Here is a 17,349-nt window from a genome sequence, read left to right on the forward strand (position 1 = left end):
AAGGGGAGTCAAATGCCTGAAGGGAACGTCGGCAGCGGTGCGCGAGGCCTCCACGAAGCGCCGCTGAGCAGTGCTTTTCGTCAGGCCTGGCAAGAGTGGTCGCAGGCCTGGAACGAACAGTCCAAAGACAGTGACGATGAGGCGTTGGTCGAGTCCGTCGTCGAATTCTCGACACAGATTACCCAGCGCTTGTGGCGAACGGCATTCGCCAAAGTCGGTGATGCCGCCACCGAGCAGGTGACCGCCGTGGTGTATGCGTTTGTCGCGCTGATCGACGAAACCCTGTTGTTCGCTCCCTGGCCGGGTCAGCTCGCCTGGCAGGACAAACCGCTGGAGTCGCGGATGTACGCCAGCCGTCAGGCGGGCGAACGGCTACCGCTGGCGATCAAGGCATTGCTCGACGATCAGGTGCCGACTACCCGGGATCTGGCCAATGTCTATTTGCAGTGCCTGGTACTGGGTTTCGAAGGGCGTCTGCGCGGCGAGCAGAATCAGCTCCAGCATGAGAAGTGGCGGCTGGCGTTGTTTGCCTTCGCCTGGCAACACGAGCCCGATTACGCCGATGTCAGCGCCAGGCTGGAGCAGCCTTCGGCGGTCGTTCCCGTGCAATTGCCCATGCGTCTGTCGCTACCCGACGGTTTTCGTCTGGGCCTGGCGATTCTCGGCGTGGTGTTGTTGATGACAGGGTTGGGGCAGATGTTCTGGCGCGACATTCGTCAGGAGCTTGAGCCGGTCATGCACCTTTCCGAAACGGCAGCGGCCCAGGAGCAAGACTCATGAGCACCCTGGGCATTGTCTTGACCGTCGTCGTGGTGCTTTTGCTGCTGACGCTGCTACTGGTGGCGGTCTGGTGGTTACGGACCCAGAGTGGCGCCGCGATTCGCAGTTTCTATCTGTCGGTCCGGCACATGGAGCAGGAGCAAGGCACCCAGGATCGCTATCAGATTCCCTGGCTGCTGATGCTCGGCAACGAAACCCAGGGCACTCAACTGTGTGCCCAATGGCGTTTGCAGCCCACCGACAAACCCGCCTGGTTCGGGCGCTGGTGGTCGGACCCCGAGGGCGCGGTGCTGGTGGTGCCACAGGCGCTGTTCCTGCCTGATGAAGGCTTGAATCTGCAACGGGGCGGCTGGTGGCGTCTGTTGGGGTTGATCGTGCGCCTGCGCAGCAAGCGGCCGCTGGACGCGGTGATCTGGACCGTGCCTTTCAGTCAACTGGGCGATCCGCAGCAGGCGGCCAGCCTCGGTCTGGCGGCACGGCGGCGCTTCATCGATCTGCTACAGCGTTTCGGGCTGAGCCTGCCGGTGTACGTGGTCGTCACCGGGATGGAGGAACTGCCGGGCTTTCAGGAATTGATTGGCGCGTTACCGGCCGAGGCGCGGGAACGGGCATTGGGTTGGTCGTCGCCGTATTCGCCTGAGGCGGTCTGGCAATCGCAATGGAGTGATCAGGCACTGGATCAGGTGCACCGGGCATTGTCCGAATCGATCATCGAGATCGGTGCCTTGTCCGGGCATTTGAGCAGCGAGTTGTTTGCCGTGCCGGACCGCTTCGAAGCGGTCCGGCGCACGCTGCAAACCCTGCTTGAACCGGTCTTTCAGGGCAATGCACAAGGCGAGGCTCCGCGTTTTCGCGGGATTTATTTCACCGCCAATCAAGCGCCAGAGAGTACCCAGGACAGTTTCTCGGCCTACGACACGGTGATGCAGCAGAGCGCGTTTGCCCGGCAATTGTGGCAGCGACGGATTGTCGCCGAACGTGGCGTGGCGCAGGTCGTACCGCGTCTTTTACGGCTGCGCCAACGCTGGCAACGGGTGACTGGCGTGGTGGCGCTGGTGGTCGGGCTGGTCTGGGCGATCGGTATGGTTTGGGTCTGGCACGACTCGGTCAAGGATGCCCATGAGTTGTCGCGCTTGCTGCAAGGCGCGCAGAAAAACTATGTCGCGGTCACCGACGAAGCCCATCGGCTGGAACCGACGCGACGCAACGTCGAGGGTTTCTGGCGGGTACTGGAAAGGGCACCGCGCTGGAGTTTCACCTCGGTGGTCTTTCCCACGTCCTGGTTTTCCTCGCTGGATGCACAGATGGAAGACGAACTGCGGCTCACTGCCCAGCGGCAGTTGCTGGTGCCGCTGCAAGAGTTGCTGGTGTCGGACCTGGGGCAACTCAAGGCGATCCGCAATACCGAACGCCGAGTGAACGTGGAAAGCGAAGACCCGGCGCAATGGCAAAACTACGTCAAGGCCAAGGAACTGGTGGAGCGCGCGGTGCGTCTCGAGCAACAGAATCAGTGGTTCAATCAGGCGTTGAACAATCCCCGGACCCCACTCGATGATCTGGTGCTGCTCAGCAATAACGCCTTGTCGCTGAACCTCAACGTCGGCACGTTGCGTCGCTCGGCCTTCTATAATCGGGTGTTGCTCAATTCCGATACCAGCGGGTTGAAAGCGCTGGACCTGAGCACGGAGCGCTCGTCCATCGCGACGAATTTTGAAGGCCTCATGGAGCGCTGGCTGGACCAGTACTTTCTGGCTGACAACTTTGTGCGCCAGGCCGGTTACCTGAAGTTGCACCTGGAGCGGCTGGAGTCGGGCAGTGGCAATTCCCTCAGCGAACTCGAGGACTTGAGGGCGCTGATTGACGACCTGCAAGCGTTGATTGGCTTGACCAACTCGGCGTGGGGGCGTGGCAAAGGCCAGGACCTGGTGCCGGGCTACCGCGAGATGATGGATAAAGTCCGCCAAAGCGCCTTGCTCGGGCCGCAACTGGAGCAACAGCTGGACATGCAGGCCTCGAAGTTGCAGCAGAGCTTTCGCGATCAATGGATTGCCCAGGCCGGCTCGCGTGGCAATTTGCTGATTCAGCAAGGCAGCGGACAACTGGTGTTGCAAGAGCATGTCAGCCAGCTGAACAACGCCGTGCAGGCGTTGTTCAAGCGCGATTTCGTGGCCATCGCACTGCGTCAGGATGATTCCGACCTCAGTGCTTCACAGAATCAGAGCGCCGACAATGATGGTCTCAACAGTGCGTTGAATTACTTCGCCAGTTACAAAAGCTACGCCAGCGAAGAGTTGCCACGTATCCCGCCGGCTTACCGAGGCGCGCTGCTCCAGGCGGCGGAAGGGGCAGCGGCCAAGGCGATGTGGCTCAGCCTGGAGGAGCAGGGTGGCCAGGCGCAGCAAGGCATAGGGTTCAATGTGCAGGTCTCGCAGGCCGTGGCGTTGCAGAAAGCCTTTATCGAGTTGCGGCGCAGTGACCTGGCCACGCGCTTGCAGAACGCGCTCAACCGCCGGGCGTTGGCCGAGGTTGCCAGTGGTCTGAACGAAATAATCGCTCAGCCGCTGTTCAGCGAAAGGACCAGTATTGCTCGGTGGGATGGTTCGAAAAACCTCGGCTTGCAGCTGTACGGCGCCAGCGATGTGCAGGACCTGAAACTGAGCCTCAAGCAGCAGTTCAACACCATGTTGGGTATTACCGAACAACGTACCCCGGCGCTGGAGTGGCTGAAGGTCCAGCAGCAAAATCTGTCGGGCCTGGATTACGAACGGGTTGTGCAGTTCAGTGCCTTGAACGATGAACTGCTCAAGTACAAGGAGCAGAATCCCGCCAGTTCTCCGGCACAGATCGAACAGTTGGTGAGCCGGGACTTTATCGACATGGATACCGGGTCCTGCGCGCAGATCCTGCAAACCGCCAACCTTTCCGGTGGCCGTGGGACGCTGGCCCTGAGGGCTCAGGAGCTGCAGCAAACCGCGATGCAGCGTTGCCAGTCGCTGCAACAGCAACAGGCTTCGGCGGCGTGGAACGACCTGGCCAATTACTTCAATCAGTACCTGGCCGAGCGTTTTCCGTTCTCCAATGGCACACAGGTCACCGATGCCGACCCGGCGCGGGTCCAGCATTTGCTGGAGTTGATCGACAAGCGCCTGCCGGTGGCGCAAGCCGGTTTGTTGCTCAGCCAGACGCCGGAGCGTTTGGCCGCGGAGGACTTTCTCAACCGCTTGAAACAGGCCAGCACCTGGCTCGGGCCGCTGTTTGTGCGAGACAAGAGCGGCATTCTGGGGGTGGAGATGGACGTGCGCTGGCGCACTGATCGCGAGGAAGAACGCGGCGCCGATCAGGTCATTGCCTGGGGCCTGAATGCCGGCAATCAACAGATCAGCTATCCCGGCGAGGCGCAACAGAACCTGCGCTGGATGGTCGGCCAACCCGTCAGGTTGACCTTGCGCTGGGCCAGGAATGGCCCCCAGCGTCCGGTCAGCGACCCGTTGCAACCGAACCTGGTGATCCGGGATCTGGAGGCCGGCTGGGAATACGGCGGCCCTTGGTCGTTGCTGCGCCTGATGCGCTCGCACCAGTCGAATCAGCGCCAGCCAAGCATGGACTACACGGACTTTCCGCTGACCTTGCGCTTGCCGGTCACCGCGAGTAGCAGCATTGAGGGACCAACGCAGATGTTCATGCGCCTGTCATGGATGACTCAGGGATCGAAACTGCCGTTGTCGATTCAACCGTTGCCGACGCGTGCTCCGCGTTCACCCTTTATGTCGACGGGTTCGACGGCAGCCATCGTAACGAACGAGGAGGGCTTGTGAGTCTACCGTCACCATCATTGTCATCGCCGCTGCCGGAGCTGATCACGCAGTTGATCGAACCGATCAGCGACGAAATGCCCTGTGGTCAGGACCTGCGCTATGAGCCTGAATTCGACCAGTTGCGCGAACTGCGTCGCGAGGACGATACCAGCTTGCCGACCGGGGTCTGGCAGTCGTCGATCAAGCGTGCTCAATGGCCGGAACAGGCAAGACTCGCCACCCGTTTGTTGCTGGAACGCAGCAAGGACTTGATGCTCAGTGCCTGGCTCGGCGAGGCCTGGTTGCATCTGGACGGTCTGGAAGGGTTGCCGGGCAGTCTGGCGCTGGTGGCGGGTTTATGTGAACGCTACCCCGAGCAACTTCACCCGCAGGCCGAGGAGGGCGACCAGTCGTGGCGGGTAATTCCTCTCGAATGGCTGGCGCGCCGCTACAGTGAAATCCTGCTCACCCGGGTGCCGCTGTTCGACACTCGCACCAGCGAATTTGCGAGCTATTGTCTGGATGACTGGCGACGCTTGCAGGTGCAGCAGGTGATGGTCAATGACACCAAGGCGGCGAAAACGTCGGCTGAAACCGCTCGCAACGAGCAGAAAAAACTCACCGAACAGATTCGTGCGACGCCGCTGTCATTCTGGTTGCGCAGCCAGGGCAGCCTGTTATTGAGCTTGCAGCATCTGCAACGGCTCCAGGACTGGAGTGATGCCTACCTGGGCAATCAGGCGCCAGGCTACAAATCGTTGCAGGACATCATCGAGGCGCTGTTGACGCTCGTTCAGGAGTTCATCGCCATGCATCCACGTCAACCCGCCGAAGCCCCGGTCGAGCCACCGCAGGTCCCGGCGCCACAAGATTCTCTGGAGCCGGAGATTGCGCCAGCCCAGCAGGCAATGCGCGAGCCGGTGAATCGTGAAGAGGCTTATCGGCAACTGTTGCTGATTGCCGAATACCTGGCGCGAACCGAGCCCCACAGCCCGGTGCCTTACTTGATCAAGCGCGGTGTGGAGTGGGGCAATAAACCGCTTAGCGAACTGCTGGGCGAGTTGATATCGGCTGACGCGGAGTCGCGTCGACTCTGGACGTTATTGGGGGTTCTCTAACCCCCGCCGTGTCCTCTCAGAGCGGCTCGGGTAACTTGACCGGCGTCAACACCGGACGATCGGAGAAAAACGCCATCAGGTTCTGCCCGACCAGTTCAACGGTTCCCCGGGTTGCTTCCGGTGACAGGCCGGCCACGTGAGGTGTGAGGATCACGTTGCTCAATGCCTTGAGCGCATCCGGCACCTGAGGCTCTGCATCGAATACATCGAGTGCGGCACCGGCGATCCGCCGTTGCTCAAGCGCGGAAATCAGATCGCTGGTGGCAACCACGCTGGCGCGGGCAATGTTGACGATAAATCCGTGGGGCCCCAATGCATCCAGTACCTGCTTGTTGACCAGATGCTGTGTGCCGATCCCGCCCGGTGTGCAAACGATCAGAAAGTCGGAGGCCCGAGCCAGCTCGGTGGGCGTCGAGCAAAAGTCGTAGGGTACGTCGCTGAGCAACTGGCGGCTGTGGTAACTCACCGTCATGTCGAAGCCATTGGCGGCGCGTTTGGCGACGGCCATGCCGACGGCACCGAGGCCCAGAATGCCTATGCGTTTGCCGGCCAGTGACGGGCGCATGATCTTCGGCCATTCACCGCGTCGCACCGCCGCGTCGCACCGAGGGATGTCACGCACCAACGACAGCAACAAAGCCATCGCATGATCGGCCACCGACGAGGCGTTTACGCCGGCGCCATTGGTGACGGTAATGCCCCGGTCGCTGGCGGCTTGCAAATCGACCTGCTCGTAACCGGCGCCGATCACGCAGATGATCTTCAGGTTCGGCAGCGCGGCGATTTCTTCGGCGTACAACCCCAGTGGCCCACGCGTCAGCACCGCATCGATTTGTCCGCCATGAGTGGCGATGGCTTGGGCGCGTTCGACGGGAGTAGGGGCGAGAATCAGGTGGAAGCCTTGATGCTCGAGGATCGGCAGGTAGTCGTTGATCGTTTCAACCAGTACCAGGACGGTTGTAGGCATGCTGGGCTCCTGAAGGCATCGGAATGTCGGGGCTCGAATGTCGGTTCAGATTGCTGACTACAGAGCGGTTTGGCAATCTCCAATAATAGAAGCAAGATCAAAGGATCGCAGCCTTCGGCAGCTCCTACAGGATCACAATCGTTGCGGCGAACGTGGTCAATGTAGGAGCTGCCGAAGGCTGCGATCTTTTCAACGCATCAGAACCTGGCGTCTGCTGTGTTCACTATTTTGGCGAATGCGCCGTTCAAGGTCGCGTTATGGTGTTCGATGATTACCTGCGCCGGCAGTATAGGTGTGTCCATGCAGGTATGGGCGTCGGCCACCAGCACGGGATTGAATCCCAGGTCGGCCGCGGCTCGGCAGGTACTGTCGATGCAGTACTGGGTTTTCATGCCGACAATGAACAGGTCATTGATCTCGCTCGCCTGTAGTTGCTGCGCCAGGGACGTTGCGTAAAAGGCATTGGGTCTGGTTTTGTCGAACAGGATGTCGCTGCTGGCGTCCAGTTCAAGGTTGGGCAGCAAGTGCCAAAAGGCACTGCCAGCCTCAATGGGCGAACCCTCAGGGCCGGTGTGTCGTACCGCATAAATCGGTACTTCGCGCTCTCGGGCCCGGTGAATGAGTTGCCGGATGTTGGCAAGCACTCGTTCGCCGTCGTGGGGCTTGTCCGGGCCGTTGAACAGACCGACTTGCATATCGATGATCAAAAGTGCCGATGACATAGGTGTTTCTCCATGAAGTGCCGAACGGACGGGAGAAACAACAAGGCCCCGTCCATTGCTGGCGGGGCCTGGGGTTCACTGCGCTGTATTCATTTCAGCCAGCCACCACACGACCCGCCGGAAGCGGTCGTGGTGGTGCGGGTGAGGTTCAGCACAGAGAAGTTCATGAGGCCGATCATGCTGTGGGTTCAGTAAACATGTCAATGGAGCTGCAGGGCGATTCTTGAGTGTGCTCAGCTCGCGTATTGAGCGACCCCGTTGCCAAACGACCAGTTCTCTTTCTTGACCTCCACCAGATTGATGAAGACATCTTCCAGACGAACCGCCAACTCCGTGTTGAGGCTTTCGGCAATGGTCTTGTAGAGCAGCTTTTTCTGCTCCAGGGTACGGCCTTCGTTCAGGCTGATCTGGATGATGACCAGATTGTCGCTGCGGTTGATGCCCAGGTAGACCGGATCAAAGATGAAGTGCAGTTCATCGTGTTCGGCAAGGATCTGGAAATTATCATGCTCAGGGACGCCGATAGCGCTGCGCATGGCGGCATAGATGAGCTCGCCAACGCGTTTGGCGAAGGTCGGGTTCTGGTGTTTTTTGATGTCGACACGAACGAGTGGCATGGCATCACTCCGTCAGATTGTAGCCAGGCAGATTGAGTGGCTTCGTTAAAACATTGATTCAAGCAGCTTTTTCGGATTTTTCGCGCCCAGGCGCTGGTTTTTGTGGGCTGTGGCGCTCAAAGCCATTGCCGAGCATCTGATCCGCATAACCACTCCTCAGCTAAGTCTTTGCTTCTGCTCATTAATCCCGGACAATCGCGCCCCTGTTTCGGCCAGGGCGCTGCCTGTCAGCTTTTTCTGACTCGTCCTGACCGAGTGGCAAGTGACCGGAATGCGGAGATCTGACCGGATGAATGATCAGGCCAATAGCGTTGATGAACGCTATGAAGCGGCGGCACCAGCGAGCCTCAGCAGCTGGAATCGCCATGACACCACCTGGATGCTGGGCCTGTTTGGCACGGCGATTGGTGCGGGTACCCTGTTTTTGCCAATCAACGCAGGTCTTGGCGGTTTCTGGCCGCTGTTGATTCTGGCGTTGCTGGCATTCCCGATGACCTTTTACGCACACCGTGGCCTGACCCGCTTCGTGTTATCGGGTCGTGCGGGGGCAGACATCACCGAGGTCGTCGAAGAGCATTTCGGGATCAAGGCCGGCGCCCTGATCACCTTGCTGTACTTCTTCGCGATCTTCCCGATCCTGCTGATCTATAGCGTCGCCCTGACCAACACCGTGGGCAGTTTCCTCGAGCATCAGTTGCACATCATGCCGCCGCCACGGGCGATTCTGTCGTTAGTGCTGATTCTTGGGCTGCTGGCCGTGGTGCGTTGCGGCGAGCAGATGATCGTCAAGGCCATGAGCCTGATGGTTTACCCGTTCATCGTGGCGCTGCTGTTTCTGGCGGTGTTCCTGATTCCGCACTGGAACGGCGGTATTCTCGCCACCGCCAGCACTTTGCCTGAACCGTCGGCGCTGCTGCACACGTTGTGGCTGGCGATTCCGGTGATGGTGTTCTCGTTCAACCACTCGCCGATCATCTCGGCATTTGCGGTGGACCAGAAGCGTCGTTATGGCGTGCACGCAGAAGAGCGCAGCTCGCAAATCCTGTCCCGCGCTCACGCCTTGATGGTGGTGATGGTGCTGTTCTTCGTCTTCAGTTGTGTGCTGACCCTGTCGCCAGAGCAACTGGCCGAGGCCAAGGCGCAGAACCTGTCGATCCTGTCGTACCTGGCCAACCACTTCAGCAACCCGACGATCGCGTTCGCCGCACCGTTGATTGCCTTCGTGGCCATTTCCAAGTCGTTCCTGGGTCACTACATCGGCGCCAGCGAAGGCCTCAAGGGGCTGATCGTCAAGAGCGGTCGTCGCCCGACACCGAAGACCCTGGACCGTATGACTGCGGCGTTCATGCTGGTGGTCTGCTGGATCGTCGCCACGCTGAACCCGAGCATCCTGGGGATGATCGAGACCCTCGGTGGCCCGGTCATCGCGTCGATTCTGTTCCTGATGCCGATGTACGCGATCCGCAAGGTGCCTGCGATGGCGCGTTATCGCGGCCAAGCCTCCAACGTCTTCGTGACACTGGTGGGCCTGGTGGCGATTTCGGCGTTGATTTATTCGCTGACCGCTTGATAGGCGAAGGTCAAAAGATTCCGGACTGCTCGCGCAGTGCCGGATTGACAGCTACAGTGGCTGCTGCGCGTGATACGTGCAGCAGCTTTTTTTTCGCCCGTTGATCGGAGACATTGGATTGCCGAACGTCTCACCCCCAAATCCTGTCGAGCAACCCAATCGCTGGCAGGACCTGTTGGCCGGGTTATCGATTGCTGGATTGCTGCTGCCCGAGGCTGTCGCCTATTCGAGTATCGCTGCCCTGGCGCCGCAGGCGGGGGTGATCGCCCTGTTCGCCGGGTTACTCTGCTATGGACTGTTTGGCACCAGCCGGTTTGCCATTGTTTCCGCGACTTCTTCGTCAGCTGCGGTGTTGGCGGCAGCTACCGCGACGCTGGCCAGTGGCGATCCGCAACTGCGCGCGAGCCTGGCCATCGGGCTGGTTCTGGTCACAGGCGCGTTCTTTTTGCTGGCCGGGTTGTTCAAACTCGGCAGCGTGACGTCGTTTATCGCCAAGCCGGTATTGCGCGGCTTTGCCTTTGGCCTGGCGCTGACGATCATCCTTAAACAACTCGCCAGCGTGGTCGGGGTGCACCTGAGCGACGGCAACGTGATTCGCTTTTTGCCGCAGCTGCTGGAGCAACTGCCGCAGTGGAACTGGGCCGCCGCCGGTGTGGCCGCGGTGGCGTTGGCATTGTTGTGGTTGTTTGGGCGGTTCCGGCGCTTGCCGGGTGGGTTGCTGGTGGTGGTGATCGGCATCGTGGCGGGACAATGGCTGAACTTGCCGGCCTATGGGGTCAGGCTGATCGGGGTGATCGACCTCGGCCTGGAGGTTCCGAAGCTGCCGGTGTTGCCCTTTGCCGATTGGTTGCGCCTGGGGGAGCTGGGCTTTGCCATGGTGATGATCCTGTATGCAGAGTCCTACGGCTCGATCAGCTCCTTCGCACTTAAACATGGTGATCGGGTGTCCTCGAACCGGGATCTGCTGGCGCTCGGGGCGTCGAACCTGCTGTCCGGACTGTTTCACGGGATGCCCGCAGGGGCGGGGTATTCCGCGACTTCCGCGAATGAGGCCGCCGGCGCGACTTCACGTTTGGCCGGTGGCGTGGCAGCGTTGGTGGTGCTGATCATCGTCCTGACGGTGCTGCCTTATATTGCCTTGACCCCTGAGCCGATCCTGGCCGCGATCGTCACCCATGCACTGGCTCGCGGCTTGAGCCTGCAACCGTTGGGGCGCTATTTCATCTGGCGACGCGATCGCCTGCTGGTGATCTGCGCCGTGGCGGCGGTGTTGGTGTTGGGGGTGCTGGACGGTTTGCTGGTGGCGGTGGCGATCAGTGTGCTGCTGATGCTCAAGCAGATGTCGGCGGCGGATATCCAGATTCTCGGGCACATCGGCACCGGACACGACTTTGTCGACGTACAACGTCATCCATTGGCCAAGGCAGTGCCGGGGATGTTGATTGTGCGACCGAGCGAGGCGTTGTTCTTTGCTAACGTGGAGCGAATTCTCGGTGGCGCATTACACTTGATTCGACACTCTGAAACGCCGATTCACACGGTGATTCTCAGCCTGGAAGAGTCGCCAGACCTGGATGGCACCAGTATCGAGGCGTTGGAGGAGTTCTTTCTGCGAGTCCGCATTGAAGGCAAACGGTTGCTGCTGGCACGGCTCAAGGACGAGGCTCAAACGGTGTTGTCGGCGTTGCCTGAGGCCGAGCGTTCGCAAGTCGTTCTCTGTGGCTTGAGTGTGGATGGCGCGGTACAGCTGGCGCTCAATGATTCAGGGCAAAACCTTCCGGCATAAAAAAACGCCGCGCACCTTACGATGCACGGCGTTTTTTTGTGGCGAGGGAGCTTGCTCCCGCTGGGTCGCGAAGCGGCCCAAAAATCAGCCACCGCGAGTATTCAGATAGAATACGGTGGCTGATTTTACGACTGCTCCGCAGCCGAGCGGGAGCAAGCTCCCTCGCCACAGGCGTTAGGCTTGAACGACCGGGATGTTGGCGTTCGCTGCAGCTTCACGGAACTCGGCGATCTGGTCGAAACTCAGGTAGCGATAGACATCGCTGGCCATGGTGTCGATTTCTTTCGCGTAGGCCATGTACTCCTCGACGGTCGGCAGGCGACCCAGGATCGAGGCCACCGACGCCAGCTCGGCCGAAGCCAGGTAGACGTTGGCACCATCGCCCAGACGGTTCGGGAAGTTACGGGTCGAGGTCGAAACCACGGTGGAGTTCGGCTCAACGCGAGCCTGGTTACCCATGCACAGCGAGCAGCCCGGCATTTCCATGCGCGCGCCAGCCTTGCCGTAGATGCCGTAGTAGCCTTCTTCGGTCAGTTGGTGAGCGTCCATCTTGGTCGGCGGCGACAGCCACAGACGGGTTGGCAGCTGACCCTTGACCTGATCCAGCAGTTTACCGGCAGCGCGGAAGTGACCGATGTTGGTCATGCACGAACCGATGAACACTTCGTCGATCTTCTCGCCAGCAACGCTGGACAGCAGACGGGCGTCGTCCGGATCGTTCGGCGCGCAGAGCACAGGCTCTTTGATGTCGGCCAGGTCGATTTCGATGGTTTCAGCGTATTCGGCGTCAGCATCGGCAACCATCAGCTCAGGGTTGGCGATCCAGGCTTCCATCGCTTGAGCACGACGTTCCAGAGTACGCGCATCGCCGTAGCCTTCGCCGATCATCCAGCGCAGCAGGGTGATGTTGGAGCTCAGGTACTCGGTGATCGACTCTTTCGACAGCTTGATGGTGCAACCGGCAGCCGAACGTTCGGCCGAGGCGTCGGACAGCTCGAAGGCTTGTTCGATGCTCAGGTTGTCCAGGCCTTCGATTTCCAGGATGCGGCCAGAGAAGGCGTTCTTTTTGCCTTTCTTCTCTACGGTCAGCAGGCCAGCCTGGATCGCGTAGTAAGGAATGGCGTGAACCAGGTCACGCAGGGTGACGCCCGGTTGCATTTTGCCTTTGAAGCGCACCAGGATCGATTCCGGCATGTCCAGTGGCATCACACCAGTGGCTGCGGCGAACGCGACCAGGCCGGAACCGGCCGGGAACGAGATGCCCATCGGGAAACGGGTGTGCGAGTCACCACCGGTACCGACGGTGTCCGGCAGCAGCATGCGGTTCAGCCAGCTGTGGATGATGCCGTCGCCCGGACGCAGGGAAACGCCGCCGCGGGTCATGATGAAGTCTGGCAGGGTGTGGTGAGTGGTGACGTCGATCGGTTTTGGATAGGCCGCGGTGTGGCAGAAGGACTGCATGACCAGATCGGTCGAGAAGCCCAGGCATGCCAGGTCTTTCAGTTCGTCACGGGTCATCGGGCCAGTGGTGTCCTGGGAACCGACGGTGGTCATTTTCGGTTCGCAGTAAGTACCTGGACGAACGCCAACTACGCCGCACGCCTTGCCGACCATTTTCTGCGCCAGGGTGAAACCCTTGGTGCTTTCAGCCGGAGCTTCCGGCTTCTTGAACAGGTCGGACGGTGGCAGACCCAGCTCGGCACGCGCCTTCTCGGTCAGGCCACGGCCGATGATCAGCGGAATACGACCGCCAGCACGGACTTCGTCGAGCAGGACCGGGGTCTTCATTTCGAAGGTGGTCAGGATTTCGTCGCTGTTGTGCTTGGTGACTTTGCCAGCATGAGGGTACAGGTCGATTACGTCGCCCATGTTCATGTTGGTGACGTCGAATTCGATTGGCAGTGCGCCGGCATCTTCCATGGTGTTGTAGAAGATCGGAGCGATTTTGCTGCCGAAGCAGAAACCGCCAGCACGCTTGTTCGGCACGTAAGGAACGTCGTCGCCGAAGAACCACAGCACCGAGTTGGTCGCCGATTTACGCGAAGAACCGGTACCCACTACGTCGCCGACGTAGGCGATAGGGAAGCCTTCACCGCGCATGGTTTCGATCTGCTTCATCGGACCGGTGACGCCTTGCTCATCCGGCACGATGCCGTCACGGGCCATTTTCAGCATGGCCAGGGCGTGCAGCGGGATGTCTGGACGCGACCAGGCATCAGGAGCAGGGGACAGGTCGTCGGTGTTGGTTTCGCCGGTGACCTTGAACACGCGCAGGCTGATCTTGTCGGCCAGAACCGGGCGGTTCTTGAACCACTCGCCGTCAGCCCAGGATTGCAGTACGCCTTGAGCGTGAACGTTGCCGTTCTTGGCTTTTTCCGCGACGTCGTGGAAAGCATCGAACATCAGCAGGGTGTGCTTGAGTTGCGCGGCAGCGACTGGAGCCAGTTCGGCGGAGTCGAGCAGGTCAACCAGCGTCACGATGTTGTAGCCGCCTTGCATGGTGCCAAGCAGTTCAACAGCGCGCTTTTTGTCGATCAGAGGGGAAGTGGCTTCGCCTTTGGCCAACGCAGACAGGAAGCCGGCCTTTACATAGGCTGCTTCGTCCACGCCAGGCGGAACGCGATTGGTGATCAGGTCAACGAGGAAAGCTTCTTCGCCAGCCGGGGGATTCTTCAGCAGCTCGACCAGGCCTGCAGTTTGTTCGGCGTTAAGCGGCTGGGGAACGATACCCAGTGCTGCACGCTCTTCGATATGTTTGCGGTAGGCTTCAAGCACAGTTATTACCCTCATCAGTGGTCCCAAATGGGTGTCCGGGACGCTCATCCCGAAATTGCCGTACTCATGCGCTGCGTGGCGTTGTGGGCCGCTTAGCCAGAATTACCGGCAATTCCTTACAGAAGCTGCTTTCAAAGTTTTACGCCTGCAGAACGGGGAGCTGATGAGGGTTGGCGTTAGGCTTTTCCCCGCTGGAAAAACCCTTCGCCAACACCGCTCTGAAGGAACGACTGTGCTCGTGACGCTTTGAAAACAGCTTCTAACGGACATTGGCGCCTTAAAAGGCTGGCTGATTCTACGGCAAAAAAAAATTAAAGGTAAGTTAGGCCCTGAACTTTGAGGGGTGATGAATGTTAGACAAAGGGCTAACATGCCAACCTGTTTTGCTTTCTCGCGTTTTGCCTACCTATGCCCAATCAAACCATCAAGACTCCCTGCGTCGGCCTCTGTTCCACTGTTTACGGTGATCTGGTGTGCCGCGGCTGCAAGCGTTTCCACCATGAAGTGATTCACTGGAACGGTTACAACGAGGAAGAAAAGCGCGCCGTCTGGCTGCGTCTTGAGCAGCTGTTGGTGCAAGTGATGGCCGGGAAACTCGAAATTTTCGATCCCGCGCGCCTGCGTGAGCAGCTGGTGCAGCGGAAAATCCGCTTTGTGCCCCATCAGTCGGAATATTGCTGGGCGTATCAGTTGATCGCCAGGGGCGCGCGGGTGATCAACAATCTGGAAGCCTATGGGATGGTGTTGCTGCCGGAGTTTCGTGACTGGAATTTGCCGGAGTTGCGCGACGCCATCGATCGGGAATTTTTCCTGCTGTCGGAGGCGCATTACCAGCGCTACATTGCGCCGGGTTTCCTTAAGGATGCCTTGGCGCCCGGCGCTTAAAAGCATCGCGAGCAAGCTCGCTCCCACACTGGATTTGTGAACGACACAGATCAACTGTGGGAGCGAGCTTGCTCGCGATAGCGATCCATCAGGCGCCTTATTTTCCGCTGGTCACCAATTCCTCCAGGTGATCCATGATTTCCTGTGGCTTGAGCACCAGCACATCGCTTTCCAGCGAATCGAGCACCACTTCCGCTGTATTACCGATCAACGCGCCTGAGAACCCGGTACGCGCCACGGTGCCGATGACAGTCACCGACGCCTGCAATTTATGTGCAACGTGGGGAATCAGCACATCGGCCGGGCCTTCTTCGATATGCAGGTGGTCGTCGTCGATGTCGAACTCGGCCTGGAACGCCTTGCATTGCTCGCGGTAGCGGGCTTCGATGGTTTCCTTGAGCTGGAAAACCGGGTCGGCCGCCGAGAGCATCGGCGACGGATGGGCGCTGATGACATGCAGCTGGGCTTTGGCCAGGTGGGCGATGTCGAAGCCATGATCGACAATGCTGGCATGCAGCACGCGGTGTTCAGGATCGCTGTTGCCCACGTCGATGGCCGCCAGAATCGTCCCGCCGGCCCAGGATTTCGAGGTTTTCACCAGTAACACCGGACTAGGGCACTGACGCATCAGCTTCCAGTCTTCCGGGGTCAGCAGGGCTTTTTTCAACGGGTTGTCGTGAAAGTGTTGCTTGACCACCAGCCCGCAACCTTCGGCCTGCTGCACATCGATGATGGTTTCATGCAGGCTTTTGTTCCAGGCTTGCTCGGTGGTGACGCTATGACCGTCTTCCAGCAGGCTGGCCTTGAGCACGCTCAACAGCGCCGAGTGATCGTGCTCTTTATCGCAGATCAACAAGTGCAGATGCGCCTGAGTCACCCCGGCGATCAGCTTGGCGCGTTTGAGGGCCAGGCTTTCGTTGGGCGAGGGCTCAAGGACCACCAGGATGCTGCGGATGGCTTGCATGGTCGGAATCTCCGATGAATGAGAAAACACGTCGTTGCACAACTATAGTTGCTGGTCGCGAATCCGGGTCTTGATGCATATCAAGTGCAGCGACTGGTGGTCTGCCGGCAGGCAAGTATAATCGGCGCCCTTCGCTGTGAACCTATTGCCCGTGAGCCTCATGTTACTGAACCCTGAAATCCTCGCCGTCCTGCCCAATGGTCCTGTTGAACTGTCGGAAGTGAGCCAATGATCCTTCCTGAGATTCATCAGTTCCTTGGCTGCCGCACGCCTGACGGCTGGGTTCGGGCCGCATTGGCCGACCAGGAAACCCTGCTGATCGACCACAAGAACTGCGAGTTCAAGGCCGCCAGCACCGCGCTCAGCCTGATCGCCAAGTACCACTCGCACGTCGACCTGATCAATTTGATGTCGCGTCTGGCCCGGGAAGAACTGGTGCATCACGAACAAGTCATGCGCCTGATGAAAAAGCGCAAGATCGAACTGCGCCAGCTGTCTGCCGGTCGTTACGCTTCGGGTTTGCGCAAAGTGGTGCGCAGCCACGAGCCGGTAAAACTGGTGGACACGCTGGTGGTCGGGGCATTTATCGAGGCGCGCAGTTGCGAGCGTTTCGAAGCCCTGGTGCCGCACCTGGATGAAGAGCTGGGCAAGTTCTACTTCGGCCTGCTGAAAAGCGAGGCGCGGCACTTCCAGGGGTACCTGAAGCTGGCTTACCAGTATGGCGACGCCAAGGACATCGCGCAGGTGATCGACAAGGTGCGTGCCGCCGAGCAAGAGCTGATCGAGTCCCCGGATGTCGAGTTCCGTTTCCACAGTGGTGTGCCGACGCTTTGAGCCGAGGTTTGTCTGTGAAAGAAAACAGGCAAATTGTTAAAAACTCTTGAGAACATAGAATGGTGGACAATAAATCCGTCCCCGAGGGAGTACTCTCGCTCGCCGACCCAGTGCAGCCAAGCGAGAGCACTCGGTTGTTTCAAGTGGGATCGCTATCGAGAAAGACATAGAGCGCCGCTATTTTCCCATCGCGAACGATGATCACATCCCAACCCGTGTAGTCGGGTGACTCGCCGCGCGGACCAGAGCCCCATGCCAGGCGACCGGCATTGTGGAGCGCCTGCGGCTTGCTGTGTGGTGTGTACACGAAGTGCGGGTGCATCGCGCGAAGATCTCCGGCAAGTTTGTCCAGCGCGTCGTGCCCGACAAACACACCTGGAGGCACGTAGATCATGCAATCCTCGGTGTAGAGCTCCATGATGGCTTCACGACGACGGGAGGCATCGCCTTCACCAAAGACCTCCTGAAGATTGCGAAGCAGCAGTTCATTGATGCGAGCATTCATGATTCTTCTCCTTAGTCATTGACTGTTGAGCC

General features: G+C 59.5%; 13 protein-coding genes. 7 read left to right on the forward strand and 6 right to left on the reverse strand.

Annotated features, from left to right (window positions below; translation table 11 throughout):
* Positions 1-12: 12 nt before the first annotated feature.
* The 3 genes from AC1RKH_RS01940 to tssA are packed head-to-tail and all read left to right on the forward strand — an operon-like array spanning position 13 to position 5,692.
* Positions 13-780 (forward strand): DotU family type IV/VI secretion system protein, encoded by a 768-nt coding sequence (locus AC1RKH_RS01940; RefSeq protein ID WP_493060876.1) that lies wholly within the window; start codon positions 13-15, stop codon positions 778-780.
* Positions 777-4,595 (forward strand): type VI secretion system protein, encoded by a 3,819-nt coding sequence (locus tag AC1RKH_RS01945; RefSeq protein WP_493060877.1) that lies wholly within the window; start codon positions 777-779, stop codon positions 4,593-4,595. The genes AC1RKH_RS01940 and AC1RKH_RS01945 overlap by 4 nt, the downstream gene beginning before the upstream one ends.
* Positions 4,592-5,692: a type VI secretion system protein TssA gene (gene tssA / locus AC1RKH_RS01950; protein WP_493060878.1), complete on the forward strand. Its 1,101-nt coding sequence runs from the start codon at positions 4,592-4,594 to the stop codon at positions 5,690-5,692. Before AC1RKH_RS01945 ends, tssA begins: the two co-directional genes overlap by 4 nt.
* Positions 5,693-5,708: 16 nt before the next feature.
* Here tssA and AC1RKH_RS01955 read toward each other — a convergent pair whose 3' ends face one another.
* The 3 genes from AC1RKH_RS01955 to AC1RKH_RS01965 all read right to left on the reverse strand — a co-directional run bounded on the left by AC1RKH_RS01955 (position 5,709) and on the right by AC1RKH_RS01965 (position 7,998).
* Positions 5,709-6,659, reverse strand: a complete 951-nt coding sequence (locus AC1RKH_RS01955) for a 2-hydroxyacid dehydrogenase (protein WP_493060879.1) — start codon at positions 6,657-6,659, stop codon at positions 5,709-5,711.
* A 197-nt stretch (positions 6,660-6,856) separates the two neighbouring features.
* Entirely contained in the window at positions 6,857-7,381 is a 525-nt protein-coding gene (locus AC1RKH_RS01960; protein WP_493060880.1) for a cysteine hydrolase family protein, read from the reverse strand.
* A gap of 233 nt (positions 7,382-7,614) precedes the next feature.
* A complete protein-coding gene (locus AC1RKH_RS01965; protein ID WP_123425342.1) occupies positions 7,615-7,998 on the reverse strand; it encodes a tautomerase family protein in 384 nt (127 codons plus the stop codon).
* Positions 7,999-8,287: 289 nt separating this feature from the next.
* Here AC1RKH_RS01965 and AC1RKH_RS01970 point away from each other — a divergent pair, with 289 nt between their 5' ends.
* Together AC1RKH_RS01970 and AC1RKH_RS01975 are read left to right on the forward strand one after the other, a co-directional pair.
* Positions 8,288-9,568, forward strand: a complete 1,281-nt coding sequence (locus tag AC1RKH_RS01970) for a serine/threonine transporter (protein ID WP_493060881.1) — start codon at positions 8,288-8,290, stop codon at positions 9,566-9,568.
* A gap of 118 nt (positions 9,569-9,686) precedes the next feature.
* Positions 9,687-11,354 carry a SulP family inorganic anion transporter gene (locus AC1RKH_RS01975; protein WP_493060882.1) on the forward strand — a complete coding sequence of 556 codons (1,668 nt, stop codon included), beginning with the start codon at positions 9,687-9,689 and terminating at the stop codon, positions 11,352-11,354.
* Between the two features lie 174 nt (positions 11,355-11,528).
* On the opposite strand, the gene acnB is transcribed toward AC1RKH_RS01975, so the two are convergent.
* Positions 11,529-14,129: a bifunctional aconitate hydratase 2/2-methylisocitrate dehydratase gene (gene acnB / locus AC1RKH_RS01980; RefSeq protein ID WP_493061367.1), complete on the reverse strand. Its 2,601-nt coding sequence runs from the start codon at positions 14,127-14,129 to the stop codon at positions 11,529-11,531.
* A 408-nt stretch (positions 14,130-14,537) separates the two neighbouring features.
* On the opposite strand from acnB, the gene AC1RKH_RS01985 reads away from it, so the two are divergent.
* On the forward strand, positions 14,538-15,014 hold the full coding sequence (locus AC1RKH_RS01985) for a DUF1289 domain-containing protein (protein ID WP_123425339.1): 477 nt from the start codon (positions 14,538-14,540) through the stop codon (positions 15,012-15,014).
* Positions 15,015-15,111: 97 nt separating this feature from the next.
* On the opposite strand, the gene AC1RKH_RS01990 is transcribed toward AC1RKH_RS01985, so the two are convergent.
* Positions 15,112-15,978, reverse strand: a complete 867-nt coding sequence (locus tag AC1RKH_RS01990; RefSeq protein ID WP_493060883.1) for a universal stress protein — start codon at positions 15,976-15,978, stop codon at positions 15,112-15,114.
* Between the two features lie 228 nt (positions 15,979-16,206).
* Between AC1RKH_RS01990 and AC1RKH_RS01995 the strand changes: the two genes are divergently transcribed.
* Positions 16,207-16,812 (forward strand): MiaE family protein, encoded by a 606-nt coding sequence (locus tag AC1RKH_RS01995; RefSeq protein WP_493060884.1) that lies wholly within the window; start codon positions 16,207-16,209, stop codon positions 16,810-16,812.
* A 139-nt stretch (positions 16,813-16,951) separates the two neighbouring features.
* On the opposite strand, the gene AC1RKH_RS02000 is transcribed toward AC1RKH_RS01995, so the two are convergent.
* Complete coding sequence (locus AC1RKH_RS02000) at positions 16,952-17,317, reverse strand: nuclear transport factor 2 family protein (RefSeq protein ID WP_493060885.1); 366 nt, start codon at positions 17,315-17,317, stop codon at positions 16,952-16,954.
* Positions 17,318-17,349 lie beyond the last annotated feature (32 nt).

Source organism: Pseudomonas sp. GW822-FHT06B12 (assembly GCF_058799675.1).

Bases quoted from the DNA above. Each gene is read 5' to 3' on its own strand.
- AC1RKH_RS01940 (WP_493060876.1), top strand. From the start codon at position 13: ATGCCTGAAGGGAACGTCGGCAGCGGTGCGCGAGGCCTCCACGAAGCG.
- AC1RKH_RS01945 (WP_493060877.1), top strand. From the start codon at position 777: ATGAGCACCCTGGGCATTGTCTTGACCGTCGTCGTGGTGCTTTTGCTG.
- AC1RKH_RS01955 (WP_493060879.1), bottom strand. From the start codon at position 6,659: ATGCCTACAACCGTCCTGGTACTGGTTGAAACGATCAACGACTACCTG.
- AC1RKH_RS01960 (WP_493060880.1), bottom strand. From the start codon at position 7,381: ATGTCATCGGCACTTTTGATCATCGATATGCAAGTCGGTCTGTTCAAC.
- AC1RKH_RS01965 (WP_123425342.1), bottom strand. From the start codon at position 7,998: ATGCCACTCGTTCGTGTCGACATCAAAAAACACCAGAACCCGACCTTC.
- AC1RKH_RS01970 (WP_493060881.1), top strand. From the start codon at position 8,288: ATGAATGATCAGGCCAATAGCGTTGATGAACGCTATGAAGCGGCGGCA.
- AC1RKH_RS01985 (WP_123425339.1), top strand. From the start codon at position 14,538: ATGCCCAATCAAACCATCAAGACTCCCTGCGTCGGCCTCTGTTCCACT.
- AC1RKH_RS01990 (WP_493060883.1), bottom strand. From the start codon at position 15,978: ATGCAAGCCATCCGCAGCATCCTGGTGGTCCTTGAGCCCTCGCCCAAC.
- AC1RKH_RS01995 (WP_493060884.1), top strand. From the start codon at position 16,207: ATGATCCTTCCTGAGATTCATCAGTTCCTTGGCTGCCGCACGCCTGAC.
- AC1RKH_RS02000 (WP_493060885.1), bottom strand. From the start codon at position 17,317: ATGAATGCTCGCATCAATGAACTGCTGCTTCGCAATCTTCAGGAGGTC.